19 protein-coding genes are annotated in these 20336 nt (G+C 46.7%); 17 read left to right on the forward strand and 2 right to left on the reverse strand.

The features are described 5' to 3' along the window. The first annotated feature begins 1 nt into the window (after position 1). On the forward strand, positions 2–982 hold the full coding sequence (locus HGT70_RS04120; RefSeq protein ID WP_214194983.1) for a glycoside hydrolase family 43 protein: 981 nt from the start codon (positions 2–4) through the stop codon (positions 980–982). Between the two features lie 101 nt (positions 983–1083). Here the strand turns inward: HGT70_RS04120 and HGT70_RS04125 are convergent, their stop codons facing one another. After that, complete coding sequence (locus HGT70_RS04125) at positions 1084–1599, reverse strand: glyoxalase/bleomycin resistance/extradiol dioxygenase family protein (RefSeq protein ID WP_071430915.1); 516 nt, start codon at positions 1597–1599, stop codon at positions 1084–1086. Positions 1600–2293: 694 nt separating this feature from the next. Between HGT70_RS04125 and pgaA the strand changes: the two genes are divergently transcribed. From pgaA to yfiB, 7 genes are all read left to right on the forward strand, one after another. Beyond that, complete coding sequence (gene pgaA, locus HGT70_RS04130; protein ID WP_214194984.1) at positions 2294–4717, forward strand: poly-beta-1,6 N-acetyl-D-glucosamine export porin PgaA; 2424 nt, start codon at positions 2294–2296, stop codon at positions 4715–4717. Between the two features lie 2 nt (positions 4718–4719). Next, a complete protein-coding gene (gene pgaB, locus HGT70_RS04135; RefSeq protein WP_214194985.1) occupies positions 4720–6726 on the forward strand; it encodes a poly-beta-1,6-N-acetyl-D-glucosamine N-deacetylase PgaB in 2007 nt (668 codons plus the stop codon). Then, a complete protein-coding gene (pgaC, locus tag HGT70_RS04140; RefSeq protein WP_214194986.1) occupies positions 6719–8053 on the forward strand; it encodes a poly-beta-1,6-N-acetyl-D-glucosamine synthase in 1335 nt (444 codons plus the stop codon). The genes pgaB and pgaC overlap by 8 nt, the downstream gene beginning before the upstream one ends. Further along, positions 8050–8469, forward strand: coding sequence for a poly-beta-1,6-N-acetyl-D-glucosamine biosynthesis protein PgaD (pgaD, locus tag HGT70_RS04145; RefSeq protein ID WP_071430910.1), 420 nt, complete (start codon positions 8050–8052; stop codon positions 8467–8469). Before pgaC ends, pgaD begins: the two co-directional genes overlap by 4 nt. A gap of 133 nt (positions 8470–8602) precedes the next feature. Beyond that, positions 8603–9112 carry a regulatory sequestration protein YfiR gene (gene yfiR, locus HGT70_RS04150; protein ID WP_214194987.1) on the forward strand — a complete coding sequence of 170 codons (510 nt, stop codon included), beginning with the start codon at positions 8603–8605 and terminating at the stop codon, positions 9110–9112. Position 9113: 1 nt separating this feature from the next. Beyond that, positions 9114–10313, forward strand: a complete 1200-nt coding sequence (gene dgcN, locus HGT70_RS04155) for a diguanylate cyclase DgcN/YfiN (RefSeq protein ID WP_214194988.1) — start codon at positions 9114–9116, stop codon at positions 10311–10313. Between the two features lie 5 nt (positions 10314–10318). Continuing rightward, positions 10319–10798, forward strand: a complete 480-nt coding sequence (gene yfiB, locus HGT70_RS04160) for an outer membrane lipoprotein YfiB (RefSeq protein WP_241569219.1) — start codon at positions 10319–10321, stop codon at positions 10796–10798. A gap of 1018 nt (positions 10799–11816) precedes the next feature. Here the strand turns inward: yfiB and HGT70_RS04165 are convergent. Next, a complete protein-coding gene (locus tag HGT70_RS04165) occupies positions 11817–13022 on the reverse strand; it encodes a diguanylate phosphodiesterase (protein ID WP_071430900.1) in 1206 nt (401 codons plus the stop codon). Positions 13023–13387: 365 nt separating this feature from the next. On the opposite strand from HGT70_RS04165, the gene ccmA reads away from it, so the two are divergent. The 9 genes from ccmA to ccmI are packed head-to-tail and all read left to right on the forward strand — an operon-like array spanning position 13388 to position 20308. Then, positions 13388–14002 (forward strand): cytochrome c biogenesis heme-transporting ATPase CcmA, encoded by a 615-nt coding sequence (gene ccmA / locus HGT70_RS04170; RefSeq protein WP_071430898.1) that lies wholly within the window; start codon positions 13388–13390, stop codon positions 14000–14002. After that, a complete protein-coding gene (gene ccmB / locus HGT70_RS04175) occupies positions 14002–14658 on the forward strand; it encodes a heme exporter protein CcmB (protein ID WP_244968820.1) in 657 nt (218 codons plus the stop codon). Before ccmA ends, ccmB begins: the two co-directional genes overlap by 1 nt. Positions 14659–14689: 31 nt before the next feature. Beyond that, positions 14690–15430 carry a heme ABC transporter permease gene (locus HGT70_RS04180; RefSeq protein ID WP_071430895.1) on the forward strand — a complete coding sequence of 247 codons (741 nt, stop codon included), beginning with the start codon at positions 14690–14692 and terminating at the stop codon, positions 15428–15430. Further along, positions 15427–15651 (forward strand): heme exporter protein CcmD, encoded by a 225-nt coding sequence (ccmD, locus tag HGT70_RS04185; protein ID WP_214194989.1) that lies wholly within the window; start codon positions 15427–15429, stop codon positions 15649–15651. The genes HGT70_RS04180 and ccmD overlap by 4 nt, the downstream gene beginning before the upstream one ends. Beyond that, the gene (gene ccmE / locus HGT70_RS04190) at positions 15648–16127 is read left to right on the forward strand and encodes a cytochrome c maturation protein CcmE (protein WP_071430891.1); all 480 of its coding nucleotides are present in this window, start codon (positions 15648–15650) and stop codon (positions 16125–16127) included. Before ccmD ends, ccmE begins: the two co-directional genes overlap by 4 nt. Beyond that, entirely contained in the window at positions 16124–18085 is a 1962-nt protein-coding gene (locus HGT70_RS04195) for a heme lyase CcmF/NrfE family subunit (protein WP_214194990.1), read from the forward strand. Before ccmE ends, HGT70_RS04195 begins: the two co-directional genes overlap by 4 nt. Beyond that, positions 18082–18639 (forward strand): DsbE family thiol:disulfide interchange protein, encoded by a 558-nt coding sequence (locus tag HGT70_RS04200; RefSeq protein ID WP_071430887.1) that lies wholly within the window; start codon positions 18082–18084, stop codon positions 18637–18639. Before HGT70_RS04195 ends, HGT70_RS04200 begins: the two co-directional genes overlap by 4 nt. Further along, positions 18639–19097, forward strand: coding sequence for a cytochrome c-type biogenesis protein (locus tag HGT70_RS04205; RefSeq protein ID WP_241569222.1), 459 nt, complete (start codon positions 18639–18641; stop codon positions 19095–19097). Before HGT70_RS04200 ends, HGT70_RS04205 begins: the two co-directional genes overlap by 1 nt. Beyond that, positions 19097–20308 carry a c-type cytochrome biogenesis protein CcmI gene (gene ccmI / locus HGT70_RS04210; RefSeq protein ID WP_071430884.1) on the forward strand — a complete coding sequence of 404 codons (1212 nt, stop codon included), beginning with the start codon at positions 19097–19099 and terminating at the stop codon, positions 20306–20308. The genes HGT70_RS04205 and ccmI overlap by 1 nt, the downstream gene beginning before the upstream one ends. The last annotated feature ends 28 nt before the right edge of the window (positions 20309–20336 follow it).

A 20336-nucleotide genomic window follows, 5' to 3' on the forward strand; every position in this document is an offset into this window, starting at 1 on the left:
GATGAGTGATTATCCTAACCCTTTCATTGAACAGCGTGCAGATCCTCATATCTGGCTACATCAGGATGGCTGCTACTATTTTATTGCCTCGGTACCCGAATATGACCGATTAGAGATTCGACGCTCTCGAACGCTGATTGGGCTAGCCGATACGCCCGCCACGGTCATCTGGCGCAAGCCCGACAGTGGACCGATGAGCGCGTTGATCTGGGCACCCGAGTTACACTTTATCGATAATCAATGGGTAATTTACTACGCGGCAGCTCCGTCACAAGAGATTGTCGACGGGCTCTTTCAGCATCGGATGTACGCGCTAGTGTGTGAGGATGCCGATCCGCTAACGGGAAGCTGGCAAGAGAAAGGCCGGGTCTATACGCCCATCGATAGTTTCTCTCTCGACGCGACGCATTTCAGCCATCAGGGTAAAAACTACTATCTGTGGGCGCAGAAAGATCCGGCCATACGAGGTAATTCAAACCTCTACTTGGCAGAGATGGCTAATCCTTGGACGCTAAAATCGTCACCGGTACGACTCAGTCAGCCTGAGCTTGCATGGGAAACCATCGGGTTTTGGGTCAACGAAGGACCAGCGGTTATTATTCGTGGAGAGACTATTTTTATTACCTATTCCGCGAGCGCTACCGACGAGAACTACTGTATTGGGCTACTGTGGGCCAGTGTCGCGAGTAATCTTCTCGATCCCGCCAGCTGGCAGAAATCGGCGCAGCCGGTTTTCTCTACGCAGCGTACGAATCGTCAGTTCGGCCCCGGGCATAATAGTTTTACCCGTAATGAGCAGGGGGAAGATGTACTGGTCTACCATGCGCGTAATTATACGGAGATTGAGGGTGATCCGCTTTACGACCCCAATCGTCATACCCGTATCAAAACCTTCTCGTGGAACGAGCATAATTGGCCCGAGTTTGGGGAGCCGGCAGCGGATAATCGGCCGCTGCTGTTACAAGGTCGTACGAATAGATAATGTGTCTGGCTACTAGCAGCCCAAGCGAGGAATTAGGTAGGTACTAGGCACTTTACCTCACTAGGAGATTAGCGGGTAAGAGAGTGCCTAGTTGTCGAAGGCTAAGATTCAGGTATCCAGCGTGAGGTCTCGCCGACCGTTTCAACGCCTGAGGGCAGGGCGATCAGTTCGATTAACAACCCGAAAGGTGTCATACCGAACCACGTCTGATTCCCTTCTCCCGCTTCATGACTGAAATTGTCGTTGGGTCCCTCGAACAGAGTGGCTCCATTGAGGCGCATCTTCTCACCCGCCGCTAGGATGTCGTCGGTGTAGAGAGAAATATGGTTAAACCCGGCATCCGCAATATTGCGTCGTTGATTAGTTATCGATGGAGTAATACCAATAATTTCGATATTAGGCCCATTGGCTAATCGCAACATCGTGACCGATGTCATCGCCAGCTCGGGAGGGAAGCCTTGAAGGGGGCTAAGCTTGTCGCCTGCAATATGCTTACTCTTATCACCATAAGGCACCACCCTATGTAGGACCTCGGCCCCAAAGGTATTCTTGAAAAAGAGTTCGGCTTTATCGGGATCTTCAACGGTAATGCCGATATGTTCAATACCACGGATCATGTCAATCACCTTTATCTAAGAGTCTACTTAAAGGCTAGCATAAGATTGCGTAGTTAGCTCAATAGCGCTGTAAGCGCTTATACAGTTCAAAACTTATATTTAAAGCGGAGAAAAAACGCTTAACTCAATAATACGAGTAAACTAGCCTTTCTATACCCGTCTGGCTTATAGGGACAAGAATAAGCGTTGAGAAATAATAAGAATTTTATGTAGTGAGAGAGTAATTTAAGTTGGGTTGGAAATGGCTTAATTTAAATACCTATTAGATATTCTAATGTTAGTTCATGGAATACGATAAATAATCTATCTATCAAGCATGTCAAAAAATAGGAGTAAATCTCTCAGTCTCAGAGAATAATTCGACGTTGAACGTCATTCATAAACGAATAAAGAGAGTAACAACGTAATTAAGACGAACTGCTGACACCAGATATATCTTAATTTATCGATAGGAATGGCTCCCATCCGAAAAACATCGTGATTAATAAACGCTCTAATAGTCTGTTTTAGTTTGATTTTCAGTAATCTAAGGTTATTTAAATAGGTTTTAGCAATTAAATTATCCTTATTGATTGGTATTTGTTTCTTAAAGAGCATCTCCTATCCAGTAAAGTGCCTCGACTCGAACTTTACACTTTTTCTGAGCAGTATTTGCAGAAAAAATGAAATGGCAAGGATGCGAAAGAGAAACTCAATGACGAGCGTACTATTAACTAGACGGTGGCCAGCATTATTATGCTCGCTCTCCCTGCTTTTACTCACTGATGCCAAGGCGACTTCTTACGATGAGCTGATCTTGCGAGCGCGGGAAGGGCATACTCGCGAGTTGATGACGTATTTCGCTGACAGATCAGCGCGCCATTCTCTTAGCAGCAGCCAGATTGCGGATTGGCTACAGGTGGCGAGCTGGCAACAAGATAACGATACGGTGCTTGCAGTGTGGCAACGTTATGGAACTCGGCCAGAACTTCCAGCAAGAGCCTTTGCGGCGGTGGCATCGGCAGAACGTAATCAGCAGCGCTGGCCTGAGGCGATCGAACATTGGCGACAAGCGGTAAAGCGAGACCCTCAAGCGATCGACTATCTCTCTTCGTTATCAATGACAGAAGCAGACGCCCGCCAGTTTACGGCAGCCGCCGATACCGCCGAGCAGATTTATCGCCTCGGAAAGCCGCTTGACTACCAATTAGTGCTCGCGTATCTACGGTTGCGCGAACAAAAGCCATCAGAAGCGTTATTCATACTTACCCAAGCCGTACAGCGCGCGCCTGCTGACCAACGTGTTCAGCAGCAACTTGCCGAACTCTATTCCATTAACCGCCTTCCTCGACCAGCGTTAGATGCCGCGCACTCTTTATCGTTATCCACGCAAGTACTGAGAGAAAAACAACTCGACTATGCTGCGGGGTTGGTACGTGATGCACTCATCCAGACGGATAACCCTCAATCGCGTTTTGAAACGGCTGACCGTGCGTTAGCCCTTTACCGGCAATTGTGCCGCCAATGGAGAGAATTACCTGAAGCCCAACAACAGTTGGGACGTTTACGTAATGACCGCCTAGGGGCGTTGGTTTCGCGAGAACATTATGATGAAGTTATTGAAGAATATCATCGATTATCACACGCAAAACAGTCACTGCCCGACTACGTTAAACCTTGGGTTGCAACCGCCTTGTTGGCGCGCAAACAGCCACGCCAAGCCTTAACGGTATTATCGTCGATACCGGTTCCTGTCGCGCGGCAAGATGATGATCGCTTTGCGACCGAGTTTTATGCCTTGCTAGAAAGCGATCAGCCTCAAGAGGCAGGTAAGCAGTTGGCCCTGCGCACCGTGCAAACTCCATGGAAAACACAAGTCTGGGGACTCGCCCTGCAACAACCTAACGATAGTTGGCTCAGCTTACAGTCTTTAAAAATTGATTACCTCGTTGATACCCAGAACCTCAGTGATGCGCAGCGGTTAAGCCAGCGCCTAGCGACCAGTGCCCCCGGTAATCAGGGGCTTGCGATTCAATACGCGAGCGTTCTCTCTGCACGGGGGGCGGATCGTCATGCTGAGAGAGTACTAAAGCGGGCTGAAAGCCTGATGCCGGATAATATTTCTCTGGAAACGGAGCAGGCTTATGTGGCGGGTAACCTGCAAGAGTGGCACCAAATGGACCTATTGACGGATGATCTTGTTGCGCGTTCCGCTAGCTCACCCGCTATCCAAGCGCTAGATGCTTTTCGCCGTTTACAGCAGAGTTGGGAGCTGCAAGTTGGAGTCAATCACGGCCTGCACTCTAACAGCCCGGTAACCGGGAGTCGGGATATCACGACGATAAGTCGTCTCTACACACCGCCAATAAGCACTAATGTGCGACTTTTTAGCGGCTATCAATTCGAACAGAGCCATTTTGAGGAGGGCAAAAAACACGCCTCAATCGGCTCGGTGGGTGCTGAATGGCGGGGACGAGACTATCAGGCTGAAATGGAGATCAACCATCAACAGGTCTCTGGGGATGAGCATACGGGGTGGCAGCTCGCTGGCTGGCACGACTTCGACGATCACTGGCGCATTACCGGTCAAGCCGCCCGTTTTTCTGCCCAAGCGCCCTTACGCGCTCGGGGAAATCATGTTACCGCCGATAATGCGAGCGTAGGGCTTGGATGGCGTGAAAATGAACGACGTGAGTACCAATTTTCACTCAGCCCCACCCATTTTTCTGATGGTAATCACCGTATTGAGTATCAGTTATCCGCTAAGGAGCGGTTGTGGACAGCCCCGCGGGTCACCCTCGATTTTACCCCGGAAATTAGTGGTAGCCAAAATAGTCAGCAAAACGTCGCCTATTATAGCCCTAAGAATGATCTCTCCGTGATCCCGGGTTTTACCTTAACCCACCAAATTAGTCGCCACTATGCTCAAGTATGGCGTCAGCAGCTGAGCGTCGGCAGTGGGGTGTATCAACAACACGGGCAACCCACCGGCTCAAGCACGCAAATCCGTTATGGTCACGAAATAGAATGGAACAGGCGCTTTACCTCAGGACTGACCTTAATCTGGGGCCGTCAGCCTTGGGATGGTCAGTATGAGAATACCCTCTCTGCACAGCTTGATATGACGCTGAGGTTTTAAGGATGAAAAAATTAATCAACGGGCTCTTATGGCTGGTCTTTACGTTACTGGTAAGCTCACGCTTTGCTACGGCTGCATCGGTCCCATTTACGCCCCCTTCTGAACGCGGGCACCCCCTGTCGCAACAACCCTGGCCAAAGAATAGTTTTCTCACCATTGCTTACCATGATGTGGAAGATGGGGGGGCAGATCAGCGCTATCTTGCGGTCCGCACTAGCGCACTCATTGAACAGATGAATTGGCTTCGCGACAATGGCTATCAGCCAGTCAGCGTACAACAAATTTTAGACGCACATCGACACAAGGGGACGCTACCGTCTAAAGCCGTATTACTGAGTTTTGACGATGGCTACAGCAGTTTCTATACGCGTGTCTGGCCGCTACTCAAAGCATGGAAGTGGCCAGCGCTATGGGCGCCCGTAGGAAGTTGGGTCGATAGCCCTGCGCATAAACCTATCGATTTCGGAGGACTTCCTACTGCTAGAGAAAAGTTTGCAACCTGGGAAATGGTTAAAGAGGTGAGTGATTCAGGACTGGTCGAGATCGGTTCTCATACTTGGAATGCGCATTTTGGCATTTCCGCTAATCCGCAAGGTAGTCTAGAGCCGGCGATGACGAGCCGTTATTACGATCCCAATACGAAGCATTATGAGAATACAAAGCAATTCGAGCAGCGTATTAGTACCGACATAAAAAAAATCACCGATAAATTAACGAAAGTTATCGGGAAGTCTCCGCGAGTTCTTGTCTGGCCCTATGGTGCAGAGAATGGCACCAGCTTAGCATTAGCTCAGCGACAAGGTTATACCATGGCTTTTACATTGAATGATGGGCTTGGCCATGCCGATAACTTGATGACACTCCCACGGGTACTCATTTCAGGTAACCCGTCCTTGCAAAGCTTCGTCACGGATATCACACAGACCGGCGACCAAGCCGCAGTCAGGATGATCCACGTTGATTTAGATTATGTGTATGACCCCAATCCACATCAACAACAGAAAAATATCGATCAGCTGATCCAGCGAGTCTTCGATTTACGGGTGACGCATGTATTTTTACAAGCATTTGCCGATCCGCAAGGCAACGGTTTAGTTAAATCGCTCTATTTTCCGAACCGCCATCTGCCCGTTCGAGCAGACTTATTTAACTTCGTCTCTTGGCAATTACAAAATAGAGCGAATGTAAAAGTCTTCGCTTGGATGCCGGTCCTTGCTTTTGATCTGGATAAAAATCTACCTCGAGTGGCAGGGGAGGAGGGACACACTGCAGAACAGGGAGCATACAAGCGTCTCTCACCCTGGAGCCCTGAAGCTCGGCAACAGATTACGGAGATCTACCAAGATCTTGCGGCGAATGCCTCCTTAAACGGTATTTTATTTCATGATGATGCCGTACTAACCGATTTCGAAGATAGCAGTCCCCAAGCACTACAAGCGTATAAAGAGGCTGGCTTTCCGGCATCGATCAGCGCCATCCGTCAATCACCAGCCGTATTATCTCGCTGGAGCACTTATAAAAGCCAAGTACTCATCGACTTTACGCAATATTTGATGCATGCCGTCCGAGAAATACGGGGACCGCACGTCGAATCGGCGAGAAATATCTACGCGCAGCCTGTTCTTAATCCTGAAAGTGAACAGTGGACGGCACAAAATCTCGCTCAATTTATAAGGAGTTACCGCTGGACCGTCCCCATGGCCATGCCTGAAATGGAAAATATCCCAGCTTCTGAACAAGCCCGATGGCTCAAGCAAGTGGTGGAACGCATCAAGCAAATACCAGGGGGGCTCGATAAAACTATCATCGAGTTGCAGAGTGTCGATTGGCATCGTCCCTCTATGGCGCAATCGCTCAGTGACCGTCAGTTGATTGAATGGATTGAAACACTGCAATTACTTGGTGTACGAAATTACGGCTATTACCCAGATAATTTTCTGACGAATAAACCGGCGCTTTCTTCTATTCGTCCTTACCTCTCATCGGCTTGGTATCCTGCTCATGACTGATCGTATTCTCACTTTTACCATTCTTTGTTTAGTCTTGAGTTTCCCATTGGGATTCGCGGCCACCTTTACGGGCGAAGTTATGCTTAATTTCGTGTTTTTATGGCCGTTGTTTATGGCGGCTCTGTGGATGGCCGGTGGGATCTATTTTTGGTTTCATCGCGAGCGCTATTGGTCAACAACACCGGATATTAGTAATAATCAAGGCGCGGATTCTCCGCTGATCTCCATGTTAATCCCTTGTTATAACGAGGGTCCAAACGTACGAGAAACGGTGGAGGCGGCATTAAAACAACGCTATACCAATCTGGAAGTTATCGCGATCAATGATGGTTCCTCTGATAATACCGGAGATATTTTAACCGAGCTGGCGATAGAGTACCCGACATTACGAGTGATTCATCTTGCTGAAAACCAAGGTAAGGCTATCGCATTACGTACCGGTGCCGCAGCGGCTAAGGGTGATTTTTTAGTGTGTATCGATGGCGATGCATTGCCGGAGCCTGATATGGCCGCTTTTTTGGTCGCTCCATTAATTAAGTATCCTCGTGTCGGCGCCGTGACCGGTAATCCTAGGATTCGAACGCGCTCAACGCTGGTGGGGCGGATACAGGTCGGTGAGTTTTCATCGATTATTGGATTGATTAAGCGAACGCAGAGAATTTATGGGCATGTATTTACCGTCTCTGGAGTGATTACCGCCTTTCGCCGGACGGCATTGGAAGAGGTGGGTTACTGGAGCCCTGAGATGATTACGGAAGATATTGATATTAGTTGGAAGCTTCAACTACAGCACTGGTCGATTTTCTTCGAACCGCGAGCGATTTGTTGGATTTTAATGCCTGAGACAATTAAAGGGCTGTGGAAACAACGACTACGCTGGGCGCAAGGCGGAGCCGAAGTATTCGTCAAAAACATGAAAAATATTTGGTCTTTTGAACATAAACGGATGTGGGTATTGTTAGGGGAATTTATGTTATCCACCCTGTGGGCTTTCTCCTATGCTATGAGTGTTTTACTGTTTATCGTTGGGTTGTTTGTGACATTACCGATTAATCTCCACGTCGAAACCTTATTCCCCCCACATTTCACGGGAATTACGTTAGCGGTAGTCTGTCTATTCCAGTTTTTAGTCAGTATTATTATTGAGCATCGATATGAAAATAAAATATTTCAGTCACTATTTTGGGTGGTGTGGTTTCCCGTTGTCTATTGGATGTTAAGCCTATTCACCACACTGGTGGCCTTCCCGAAGGTAATGTTAAAAAAACAACAACGTCGTGCGCGATGGAGCCATTCAGATCGAGGAATAGAGAGGACAACAAAATGAATACTCGGCCTATCATTATTACCGAACCACGTATCACCATAAGAATAATAGATAGTTTGTTAACTCTAATTGCTTGGGGAGGTTTTCTTTATCTAATATTCCATGAATATCAGTTGTTGTTTTCTGGTCAATATCGCTTAGAGGCTTCGCCTGCGATAACACTGCTTAACTACTTATTATTTGCACTTATTTATGTTTTTCTCTTTATTTTGTGGGCGAAGTATAACCAGTTGTTTTTTAGTCAAGAGAGAAGGGCAAGGAAGAATATACCTAATCAGGAATGCTTAGCTAAGAGTTTCGACATTAGTGTTACCGAACTGGAGAAATTAGAAACTCATAGAGTGATAAAAGTCTTTCATTCACCCTCTGGAGAAATAATGCAGAGCGAAATAATTAGACTCTCTGCAAAGCCGTAAGGAAAATATATTAGGGTATCCTCATTATTGAATACTGTATGAGGATAAGGAAATGCATCAAGATATGGCACCGGTAAGGGTTAAATGATAAAATGTTACGATACAACATTGATGGCTAATTAAGAGAAAAACAATGAAATTGGCCAGTAGATTTTTGATTTTTATCTCTATTTTTATATCCCACTTTGCTTTGTCGATGACTGGAGACGGGGACGTGCAAGTCTCTACCAATAAAATAGTTGAGGGAATATTGAGTTTCTCCCATTGGCCTAATGTTGAAGGCCAACCCTTGCTTTGCGTCTCGCAGCAGATAAACTATTTTAATATGGGTGAGGCTGCGGGTAACCCCATCTATAAAGTAGTTGCTATCAGTAATCCTACCCAATTTCTTTCTGCTGGATGTGATGCAATTTATTTTGGGCGAGAATCGGTTAAAGAACAGAATGATATTATCAATTCTCTTACAGGTAAAAATGTCCTTACGATTAGCGAAAATAATCCCGATTGTGTTGCAGGCGCTTCTTTTTGTCTTAAGCGGCGTCAACAAGTATTTAAATTTTCGGTTAACTTAGATTCTCTTTCTCGCTCAGGCGTTAGAGTAAACTCAGATGTCCTATTATTATCCAAAGATGGGGATGAGTAAAATGCTTCGTCTGAAAAAGAAAAAGAAAAATTCAATAAGAAAAAAAATTAGAAAAGTGAGCTTGCTCAATTCACTGCTCAATCTCTTTGCATGCTGGGTGTTGTTATTTTCCACGGCAATCTATTTTATAAAAGACTACGAACAGCGTAATATGGATCTGCTTTCAACCAGTTTGAGTAGTAGTTTAACCGCAGCAACTGTCTTTGACGATAGCTATAATGCTAATCGTAAAATTAACGCTTTGGGTCAGCAGAAAATGTTTGAATCAGCAGTACTGTATGCAAAAGATGGCCATGTTATCGCTCGTTGGGAACATCGCCAACAGACATCGTACATTTGGTGTTATCTTCATAGTTGGCTCTACCCAAATAAAAAGAAAATAGGGATTTTTCACGATAAGCAAGTGGTAGGTTGGTTATTTATTGTGGGTAATGATAGTTATCTATTTAACTTTATACTTTACTCAGTATTAATTCTAACGATTGGAATGATATTGATATTTATATTTTCTTTCATATTAAGCTCTATCATGTATAGAAAGATCTTGGTGGCGATGAACCAAATCACTACAAAGATTAATCACGTTATTCATACTAAGGATTTTACGAAACGTTTACCGGATAATTCATTGAAGGAGTTTCAGCATTTCTCAGATAATGTTAATAGTCTCATCAACGAGATCGAAAGACTAAATGGCGATCTCGTCTATGAAAATAAAACATTGGCCATTAAAGCTTATCAGGATTCGCTAACCGGTCTTGATAATCGTGCAGCATTCATTAACCAGTTGCAGTTTATGTTAAGTGATAATGGTCCTTGTTCTTCTTTTTATATCTTATTTATGGATGGAAATAAGTTTAAGAAAATTAATGACACGTGGGGCCATGCGGCTGGCGATAGAGTGCTACAAGAGGTAAGTAATAGATTAAAATCCTTGGTGAAAGAGGAGGATTGCGTCGCACGCTTGGGCGGAGATGAGTTCGCAATGATTCTTTCTAATATGGAGAGCGACCATCAGGTCCGGACATTTATCTCGGTTCTACATGAGAGATTTAGAACTCCTATTGAAATTGTAGACGGCCATTCAATTTCCTTCTCGTTGACAATAGGTTTCACCATGGCAAATAAGGATGAAGAAGTAAGCGACATACTATTGAGAGCAGATTCTCACATGTATCTGAACAAAAAAACGGAAAGGTAAATGACATGCGATTTATATTGATGGTTTTTTCTCTCGCCTTGACATTATTATTATCCGGATGCCAAACTGAGGGTAAATTTAATACGGCGCAAAAAAAGGCCTTACACCAACAAGGATTTCAGTACTTAGGAACTCATTGGGAATTGGGGCTTAACGATAAAATTTTGTTCGGAACTGAGCAATATAAACTCACACCGGGAAGTCATCAAAAAATTACTACTATCGCTAATAATTTAAAACGAGTCGGTATTTCGCACGTAGCAATTAATGGTCACACTGACAACTACGGTAAGGCTGATTATAACCAGAAGCTTTCCTATCGGCGTGCAAAAAGTGTCGCGCAGATATGGGAAAGCAGCACAGGCTATGATGCGAGTCATGTTACGGTAAATGGCTACGGGATGTCTAAACCGATAGCGAGTAATAAGACCGCACAAGGACGAGCACTGAATAGACGAGTTGCGATTGTTATAGAGGCACCTTAAGGGTAACGAATATCCCTCAGGAGTGATATGACGTCGATAAGCAGCCCGAAGAACTATGCTAAATTATATTTGATTATCGATCCTCTTCACCACTGCAATAATAGTTGGAGCGCTCTACTAAGAGAATAATATTCAAACTGTTTTTTTCGTCTTACCGGTTTTTTTCGGTAAGACGCTTTGTTCAATACTGTGGATCGTGTCAATGTACTTTTACCTTAACCATCGCCTATTAAATATCTCATTTCTAATTAATTCTTACAGCATCGATTTATATAATTTCAATCGTTGGAAACCATAAATTACCCCCCCGTAATAAGCAGAACTCATTGATCAAGATCATGAACATCTACGTGTGCTTGGCGCAAATTAGAACGGAATTTATCCGTTAGACTGCCCTAGAATATCTTAACAATATATCGTTATTACGAGTGTTATAGAGGGTGTTAACTGTATTATCACCGTCTAGTAATATTTATCCCGCCACTGATGATGATGGGATGAAGAATAATCATCGTAAAAAGTTAAATTGTAGAGGGGAGTTGGCTAATTGATGTGAATTTTTTTATTAGAAGGAAATTTTATGGTGTCTGCTTATAATAGAACGAACAGTTCAGATTTATTGAATAATAGTAATTTTCAATTTCTCACTGTTTGGATTAATATTATTTATATTGCACTTATGGTTGTCGCGCCGATGTATTCGCCCATCATCTTCTCAGTCATGACAGTTTGGAGTTTTATTAATGATCGAAAATTCCTCAAGGCCCATCATGCGTTTGTCCCACATTGGTGGTGGTATTTTCTACTGCCGGTTTATATTTTTAAACGTCAACACAACAATAACCTCGGTCTGCTATGGTTTTGGTTATACTGGGTTAGCGTATTAATGGCGGTATTCGTTATGATTTTTTTAGACGTTAAATTACCGTGAGCGAAGCGTTTTAGATAATAATACGTCTTGAACTGATAAGAGTGTAGACCCCTTCCAGGTAGAAGGGGCATGTGCGTTTTCCTGAGTTTAGGATTTCACTGGCCATTGTATGGCGGGTAATTTACGTGGGATAACGTCAGCAAATAAGTTGCCTTGGAAGGCCTTAACACCCGCTAAGCGCAGCCACGACCACTCTTCGGCTTGAGTGATACCGGACGCGACGACTTGGATTTCCAGAGAACTGCAAATCTTAATGATGGACTGGTTGATCGCTTGCTTAGGTCCATTCTTATGAACGTCGCGCAACATATCGCCGTCTATCATCACAACTTCGGGTTGGACTCGGGTGAGCAAGAGTAAGCCAGCCATTCCCGCACCGAAATTATCAATCGCCAGTCGGATACCGGATCGTTTTAGCTTCATCACCTCGGCAGTAAAGGCCTCATCCTCGTTAACGACGCTATCTTCTGAGATGGAAATCACGATCTGTTGTGGAACGAAGCCGTTTTCGTTAATGGACTCTAGGAGAAACGTTACGGCGTCAGGATTTTTAACCAAAGTCATCGGCAGTAGTCGCAGGACCAAGGTAGAATCTTGTAACTGTAAGGCTTTTGCCATACACAGAGCCGTTCGCTTCGATGCCAAATCGACCTGATAGATCTCGTCACGCTGCAAGCTCGCGAAGAACTTCAGTGGGGATTGTCCGTCGGGTGCGCGCATCTTTGCCTCATAGCTCAGGACTTTACGAGACGACGGGTCGATGATCGGTTGGAAGCCAAAAGTATAAGGCTCATCTTCAGGACATTCTGCTGCTAAAGAAGGCTGCTGGTAAGACTCGAATTGCCACGTCTCACTTTCCGTTAATTCGAGATAGCTGTCTTTGTTATCACATTCAATAAAGGTTTTGAGGAACTGTAGAGTACGATCGTCGTAAGTCAGTTTAAACTTTGACGTGGCACGCTCTAATACGGCATCGAGTACTGCTGATTTATCGTAGTTACGCAGATCGAAAAGCTCCATGCCGGCATTACCGAAATGGCGTTCGACAGAATAATCACGCAATAGCTCAGTTAACGAGAAGTGACGATTATCATCGCAAATTATGCGATAAATCTTTTCGACGTTATCTTCAGGGCCTTCGAGTAACTGTAAAAAATGCTCACCATCAAATAGTAAAATGCCCGTTACTTCCGCGTTAGCATTACGCTGGTTAGCCTTTTCAATAAATTTTTCTACTTCGGGTTCTGAAGTATTTTTACCGATATGACTTCTATAGATGATGGTCGTAAGCATTGATGATCCTAATGAAGGATGTGAATTAGTTAGCACTCTAACAAATTTTATTGGAATAAGATAATGACCAGGGCAAAGCTGTTTTTGCCTAGCCTTACATACCTATTCCATCAAATAACTCGCCTGCATGAATCCTGGCAATTAACGATGAGTTTAGTGCTATTCAGCGTCCGGTGCAAAATCGATATGAAAAGAATTTAATATTGTATGAGATTGAGTAACAAAACTTTACATTTGCTGTATTTATCGACAATAATTCCGCGTAATTAAACCTTTTTGTAACATTTGTAGTGAAACAAGATTCGGCAATGTAGCGGCTTATGGTATAGTTTTGTCTATTCTTACTGCCAACCAGCCATTTAACCATGCTACAAGCCCTCAATATCAGCTGTTTTCGCGATGAACGTGTCTTGTTCAAAGACTTAACGTTTACGCTTTCTGCAGGCGAGATCATGCAGATCGAGGGAGAAAATGGCGCAGGAAAAACCACGCTTCTACGGCTAGTGACCGGCTTAAGCCGGCCCGAGGAAGGCCTCATTTCTTGGCGTGACCAGTCGATTACTGAGCAACGGGAACTCTGGCATCAGGAAATGTTGTACCTAGCTCATCAGCCGGGAATTAAACAGGTACTGACCGCCTACGAAAACCTCCACTTCTACCACCCGAAGGCATCCCGAGAAGCGATCTATCGTGCGTTAGAAGAAGTAGATCTGGCCGGATATGAAGAAATCCCTGTCGCGAATTTTTCAGCAGGCCAGCAGCGACGCGTCGCCTTGGCCCGCTTGTGGTTGAGCCAAGCGACTCTGTGGATCCTCGATGAGCCGCTGACCGCTATCGACAAATGGGGGGTAAGTACACTGGTTAAAAAATTTACCGACCACCTTGCTCAGCAGGGGATGATAGTGCTGACAACCCATCAAGACTTACCGTCCTCGATGCCGTCACTGAGAAGATTACGGCTTAGTGAGGAAACGGTATAATGTTACAACTGCTACGCCGAGAATTAAAAATAGCGTTTCGTCATCGTGCCGATATCATTAATCCACTATGGTTTTTTTTGATTATCATTACGCTGTTCCCGTTAGGAATCGGTCCCGAGAGTAATTTGCTCGCACGGATAGCGCCGGGCATTGTTTGGGTTGCGGCGTTACTGGCTTCGCTGCTCGGGCTTGAAAAAATGTTCCGCGATGATTATCTGGATGGCTCGCTAGAGCAACTATTATTACTTCCCACCTCATTACCTAGCGTGGCATTGATTAAAGTATTTGCCCATTGGTTAACCAGTGGCTTGCCACTCATCATTCTCTCGCCCTTGGCCTCGTTGTTTCTATCGTTGAATTTTAATGGCTGGTGGGGGCTGGTACTCACCTTATTGTTCGGGACGTTGACCTTTAGTTTTCTCGGTGCAATCGGCGTTGCGCTAACGGTAGGATTACGTCGCGGCGGCGTATTGTTAAGCCTACTCGTATTACCTTTAGCCATCCCTATTCTGATATTTGCGAGCAGTGCCGTCGATGCGGCCAGCCAGGGACTTGCGATCACGGGGTATTTGGCCATTCTTGCCGCGATGTTAGTGGTCAGCGTGGTACTTGCTCCGTTTGCGATCGCTGCAGCATTACGTGTCAGTTTGCAGTAAAAAATATAAAATTATAAAAGCGAGCATTGTTATGTGGAAATGGTTACATCTCTTGGCAAAACCGGATCGATTATATCGACTCTGTAGCCAATGCCTGCCTTGGTTCGGTGTGTCAGCACTGATAAGCCTAGCATTAGGCTGGGGCTGGGGCTTTGTGTTTGCGCCCCCAGACTATCAGCAGGGTGAGAGTTATCGCATCATGTATCTGCACGTTCCGGCAGCCATGTGGTCGATGGGTATTTATGCTGCGATGGCTGTAAGCGCCTTCACTGGATTAGTCTGGCAGATGAAAATGTCTGACTTGGTCGCTAGAGCAATGGCTCCGATAGGCGCTGCGTTTACGCTAATAGCACTCATTACCGGTTCCGCGTGGGGGAAACCTATGTGGGGCACGTGGTGGATTTGGGATGCGCGACTTACTTCAGAGCTTATTCTACTCTTCATTTACATGGGGATTATCGCGCTCTACCACGCCTTTGATGATCGCCGTGCAGCAGGGCGTGCCGCGAGTATTTTAATCCTTGTTGGTGTCGTTAATTTACCGATCATCCACTACTCGGTTCAATGGTGGAATACCTTACACCAAGGCTCTTCTGGACTATTGCAACAAGCGATCGCTCCTGCAATGCGCACGCCTTTGCGCTGGTCGATCCTGGGCTATCTCCTCTTCTTCATTACGCTGACCTTAGCTCGACTGCGCAATTTATTATTACTCACTGAGCAGCATAGACCTTGGGCGCGTGAGATAGCCAACAAGGAGAAATCATCATGACACCCGCTTTTAATTCATGGTCGCAATTTTTTGCGATGGGGGGCTATGCGTTTTATGTCTGGCTATCGGTGGGTATCGCCGTATTGATTATGGGGGCGATGGTCGCCCATACCTTATATCAGCGTCAGCGGCTATTGCAGACAATAGCGCTAAAACAAGACCGAGAGCGGCGTATCCTCGCGGCGAAGAAACGTAAACAGACTCCAGGAGAGCGCGCATGAACCTTCGCCGCCGTAAGAGGCTTATCACCGTATTAGCGATTGTCGTAGGACTGGGGATCGCCACTGCGCTCGTCATGTACGCACTGCGCTCAAATATCGATCTTTTTTATACTCCCAGCGAAATCATCAATGGTAAGGGCGAAGACCATCAAATCCCTGAGCCTGGACAGCGTCTGCGTGTCGGGGGAATGGTGATGCCTGGCAGTGTCAAACGCGATCCGACGACCTTAGCGGTGAGTTTCAAACTGTATGACGCCAATGGTGTCGTATCCGTTAGCTATGTTGGGATCTTGCCGGACTTGTTCCGGGAAGGGCAGGGGGTGGTCGCGCAAGGAGTGCTCACGTCCAACCGGTTGATTACTGCACAGCAAGTGTTAGCGAAACACGATGAGAAATATACACCACCGGAAATTGAGGATGCCATGAAGAAAAATCACCAGCAAGCCGGAGTGACGAAGGTGGGTAGCGACTCATGATGCCCGAGATTGGAAGTTTTCTGTTATGTCTGGCCACTGGCCTCGCTCTCGTCCTTAGTCTCTGTCCGCTATGGGGGGCAAGGACGCTGAATCTGCGTTTAATGTCGTTGGCAAGGCCACTGAGCTACGCACTCTTTCTGTGTATCGTGGCCGCTTTCCTTATCCTAGTGAACGCATTTGTTGAAAATGATTTTACCGTCGCTTATGTGGTCGAGAACTCGAATACATTACTGCCGGTCTGGTATCGTATTGCAGCCACCTGGGGCGCCCATGAAGGCTCTTTACTGCTTTGGTTGCTGATGCTAAGCGGGTGGACTTTCGCGGTTGCCTGTTTGAGCCGTAAAATGCCGTTAGATTCGGTGGCACGCGTGCTTGCCGTGATGGGGATGATTAATCTCGGCTTCCTGCTTTTTCTAACCTTGACCTCGAATCCGTTTATCCGAACACTCCCTAATTTTCCTGTCGATGGCAGCGACCTTAACCCGATGCTGCAAGATATCGGGTTAATCTTCCATCCTCCTTTACTGTATATGGGCTATGTCGGATTTTCTGTTGCCTTCGCCTTCGCGATTGCCTCACTGATGACAGGGCGTCTTGATACCGCGTGGGCAAGGTGGTCGCGCCCTTGGACGACGGCCGCGTGGGTATTCTTAACCATCGGTATTGTGCTCGGCTCAGCGTGGGCCTATTACGAGTTAGGCTGGGGGGGCTGGTGGTTCTGGGATCCGGTCGAAAATGCTTCGTTAATGCCATGGCTTGCCGGTACCGCGCTAATTCACTCACTGGCGGTTACAGAAAAACGGGGTACGTTTAAATCGTGGACAGTATTACTCGCGATCACGGCGTTTTCCTTGAGTTTATTGGGGACGTTCTTAGTCCGGTCCGGGGTATTGGTCTCAGTGCACTCCTTCGCTTCCGACCCGACGCGCGGTCTGTTTATCCTGATTTTTCTAGTGATAGTGATCGGTAGCTCGCTATTACTCTATGCACTGAAGGGTGGCAAAGTCCGTAGCCGTATCGATAACCAGCTATGGTCGCGGGAATCGTTCTTACTGGGGAATAACGTTCTACTGATTGCCGCGATGTTAGTCGTGTTATTAGGCACCTTACTCCCTTTAGTTCACAAGCAACTAGGTTTAGGCAGTATCTCGATCGGTGAGCCGTTCTTCAATACCATGTTTAGTTGGTTGATGGCACCCTTCGCCCTGTTCTTAGGTATCGGGCCGCTGGTACGCTGGCGGCGAGATGAACCGCAAAAATTGGTTAAGCGTCTAGTCATCGCGATGGCGGCGACCTTAGTGGCCGCCATCGTTATCCCTTGGTGGCTACAGGATCGTATTCAGGGAATGACGGTCGTCGGGCTGTTGATGTCAGTGTGGGTGATTATTCTGACCATTCTGGAATTACATGAACGAGCAACTCATCGCCACCGTTTCTGGCAAGGTCTGACGAAACTTTCCCGTAGTCATTGGGGGATGGTGCTCGGGCATCTTGGTGTGGCAGTAACGGTCATTGGTATTGCGTTTAGCACCCAATATAGCGTTGAGCGTGACGTTAGGATGAAAGCGGGGGATAGCGTATCGATTCATGACTATCAATTTACTTTCCGCGGCGTAAAACCGCTGCAGGGCCCTAACTACAGTGGCGGGTCTGGTATTATTGATGTGACGCGCCAAGGGAAAGACGAGGCAGTGCTCTATGCCGAGAAGCGTTTTTATACGGCAGCTCGCACCATGATGACCGAGGCCGCGATTAGTGGAGGCGTCACGCGTGATCTCTATGCTGCATTGGGCGAGGAGCTGGATGATGGCTCTTGGGCGGTACGTATCTACTATAAACCTTTCGTACGCTGGATCTGGTTCGGCGGCGTATTTATGGCCATCGGTGGCATTTTCTGTATCGCTGATCCTCGTTATCGCTCAGCGAAAAAAGCGCAGGCACGAGGAGAAACATCGTGAATAAAAAAATCCTTTTTATCCCGTTAGTGCTTTTCCTGTTGCTGGCCGCCGCCTTGCTATGGCAGTTAAATCGTAACGCCGAGGGCGATGATCCCACTCGCCTAGAATCTGCGTTAATCGGTAAACCCATCCCCACCTTTCGGCTCGAATCGCTGTTCGAGCCGGGAAAACGGTTTGACCAAAAGATGCTAATCGATGGTAAGCCGCTGCTGCTCAATGTCTGGGCAACCTGGTGTCCAACCTGCCGGGCCGAACATCAGTATCTTAACCAGCTGGCAGAGCAGGGCGTTCGCGTCGTTGGCTTAAACTATAAAGACGATAGAACTAAGGCTATTAATTGGTTAAATACCTTGGGGAATCCTTATTCGCTTAGCCTATTTGACGGTGATGGAATGCTCGGCCTCGACCTCGGTGTCTATGGGGCGCCGGAGACTTTTCTGGTCGATGGGCAAGGGATAATCCGTTACCGCCATGCGGGCGATATTAATCAACGGGTGTGGCAGCAAGAGCTCAAACCGCTCTGGGATAAGTATTCGCAGCAGGAACAGCACTAATGTTAAGACAATGCCTGATGTTTATCTGTGGTCTTCTGCTTAGCACCTCGGTGTGGGCGGCGATCGATACTTACCACTTTTCCTCGGTTGAGCAAGAAGAGCAATACCGTGACTTAACGCAGTCTTTGCGTTGTCCAAAGTGTCAGAACAATAGTATCGCCGATTCTTCGGCGATGATTGCCGCGGATATGCGAGAGAAAGTCTACCAGTTGATGTCCCAAGGACAGTCGCGCCAGCAGATCATCGATTATATGGTGGCGCGTTACGGTAACTTTGTGACCTACGAGCCGCCGGTAACGCCCTCAACTCTTATCTTATGGTTAGGGCCACTGCTGTTTGTGATCGGGGGAGGCATTGTTATTTTTCTACGAGCCAACCGCCAACCTACAACAGCGATGCTGTCGAGTGAAGAGCAACAACGTTTAGCAAAGGTCATGGCCGATAAGGAGCAAAAATAATGGGACATTTAGGGTTAATTTTGCTTGGGATGCTTGTGGTGGTCAGCCTATGGATTGGTATCGCCTTAAGCCGTAAACCCCGTGACTATACACAACTACGTGATCAGCTTAATACTTTGTTTTATCAACAGCGTCTGCGCGAAATTGACGAAGACGATGCGCAGGGGATCGTTACCGAAAAAGCTGAGTTGGTGACTGAACTGCAGCACTCACTCCTCGCCGATGTACCGGAGCAGCAGCAAAGAACCGTCGTCGTCGGTAGACGCTGGGTGATGCTCCCCATTATCCTCGTGGTGATCCTGGTAACGGTGGGAATGTACCTGAAAACCGGCGGTATCATGCAACAAATGGAACTGAGCCAAGTTGAACAGGATTATCCACAGCTGCGTGAACGGTTAATGGATCCACAGGCCGAACATTTGAGCATGGCAGAATTGCAGCAATTCTCGTTAGGATTACGCGCCTCTCTACAAGATAACCCAGATAATGTACAAGATTGGGCCATGTTAGGGCGGTTAGGCATGGTACTGAATAATATTCAGCTCGCGAGCCAATCCTTCGAAAGAGCGTTGCGCCTCGCGCCGAATGACCCCGGTTTGAAAAGCGATTATGCAGAGGTATTAGTTCGTTCTCCAGACCCGCAAGATAACCGTCAAGCACAGCTTATGCTGCAAGATATGCTAGGACGACAACCGCAGGACACGCGACTACTTACCCTATTAGCGGCCGATTTTTATGCGCAACAGAAATACCCGGAGGCGATTCGCTACTGGCAACAGCTACTTCCTCACTTAACACCGGGTTCTGCACAGCGTGATGCGGTCGAGAAGGGGATAGAGCAGGCGAAAACGAATGCCGGCCTACAAACCAGCCAATTGAGCGTAAATATTGATTTAAGCACTTCTGCTAAAAGAATGTTACCCCAAAATGGTGTATTGTATATTTCTGTAACTGATGGTGTCTCACCTGTACCCGTGGCGGTAAAGCGGGTTCCCCTGAGCCATTTTCCATTGAATTTAGTGCTGGATGACAGCAATGCGATGGTGCCCGAGCGGCTACTTTCCGCTCAGCATCAGTTACAAGTTAGAGCGCGTATTTCACGGGATGGTAGTGCTAAACCGCAACACAATGACTGGTTTGGCTTGAATTCAGTGGCTCACTTTACCGGTAAACAGTCACTGTCTGTCATCATAGATCAGCAAGAACCATAAATAATAATGGTACAAAACATGGCAAAAA

The sequence above is a fragment of the Rosenbergiella collisarenosi genome, from assembly GCF_018494085.1.
In the GTDB taxonomy this organism is placed as follows: Bacteria; Pseudomonadota; Gammaproteobacteria; order Enterobacterales; family Enterobacteriaceae; genus Rosenbergiella; species Rosenbergiella collisarenosi.

What these genes read in the sequence shown, in the direction of transcription:
- pgaA (WP_214194984.1), top strand. Translation starts at nt 2,294, where the DNA reads ATGACGAGCGTACTATTAACTAGACGGTGGCCAGCATTATTATGCTCG.
- HGT70_RS04205 (WP_241569222.1), top strand. Translation starts at nt 18,639, where the DNA reads ATGTTAAGACAATGCCTGATGTTTATCTGTGGTCTTCTGCTTAGCACC.
- pgaC (WP_214194986.1), top strand. Translation starts at nt 6,719, where the DNA reads ATGACTGATCGTATTCTCACTTTTACCATTCTTTGTTTAGTCTTGAGT.
- HGT70_RS04120 (WP_214194983.1), top strand. Translation starts at nt 2, where the DNA reads ATGAGTGATTATCCTAACCCTTTCATTGAACAGCGTGCAGATCCTCAT.
- pgaD (WP_071430910.1), top strand. Translation starts at nt 8,050, where the DNA reads ATGAATACTCGGCCTATCATTATTACCGAACCACGTATCACCATAAGA.
- HGT70_RS04195 (WP_214194990.1), top strand. Translation starts at nt 16,124, where the DNA reads ATGATGCCCGAGATTGGAAGTTTTCTGTTATGTCTGGCCACTGGCCTC.
- ccmA (WP_071430898.1), top strand. Translation starts at nt 13,388, where the DNA reads ATGCTACAAGCCCTCAATATCAGCTGTTTTCGCGATGAACGTGTCTTG.
- yfiR (WP_214194987.1), top strand. Translation starts at nt 8,603, where the DNA reads ATGAAATTGGCCAGTAGATTTTTGATTTTTATCTCTATTTTTATATCC.
- HGT70_RS04180 (WP_071430895.1), top strand. Translation starts at nt 14,690, where the DNA reads ATGTGGAAATGGTTACATCTCTTGGCAAAACCGGATCGATTATATCGA.
- HGT70_RS04125 (WP_071430915.1), bottom strand. Translation starts at nt 1,599, where the DNA reads ATGATCCGTGGTATTGAACATATCGGCATTACCGTTGAAGATCCCGAT.
- ccmB (WP_244968820.1), top strand. Translation starts at nt 14,002, where the DNA reads ATGTTACAACTGCTACGCCGAGAATTAAAAATAGCGTTTCGTCATCGT.
- dgcN (WP_214194988.1), top strand. Translation starts at nt 9,114, where the DNA reads ATGCTTCGTCTGAAAAAGAAAAAGAAAAATTCAATAAGAAAAAAAATT.
- pgaB (WP_214194985.1), top strand. Translation starts at nt 4,720, where the DNA reads ATGAAAAAATTAATCAACGGGCTCTTATGGCTGGTCTTTACGTTACTG.
- HGT70_RS04165 (WP_071430900.1), bottom strand. Translation starts at nt 13,022, where the DNA reads ATGCTTACGACCATCATCTATAGAAGTCATATCGGTAAAAATACTTCA.
- yfiB (WP_241569219.1), top strand. Translation starts at nt 10,319, where the DNA reads ATGCGATTTATATTGATGGTTTTTTCTCTCGCCTTGACATTATTATTA.
- ccmI (WP_071430884.1), top strand. Translation starts at nt 19,097, where the DNA reads ATGGGACATTTAGGGTTAATTTTGCTTGGGATGCTTGTGGTGGTCAGC.
- ccmD (WP_214194989.1), top strand. Translation starts at nt 15,427, where the DNA reads ATGACACCCGCTTTTAATTCATGGTCGCAATTTTTTGCGATGGGGGGC.
- ccmE (WP_071430891.1), top strand. Translation starts at nt 15,648, where the DNA reads ATGAACCTTCGCCGCCGTAAGAGGCTTATCACCGTATTAGCGATTGTC.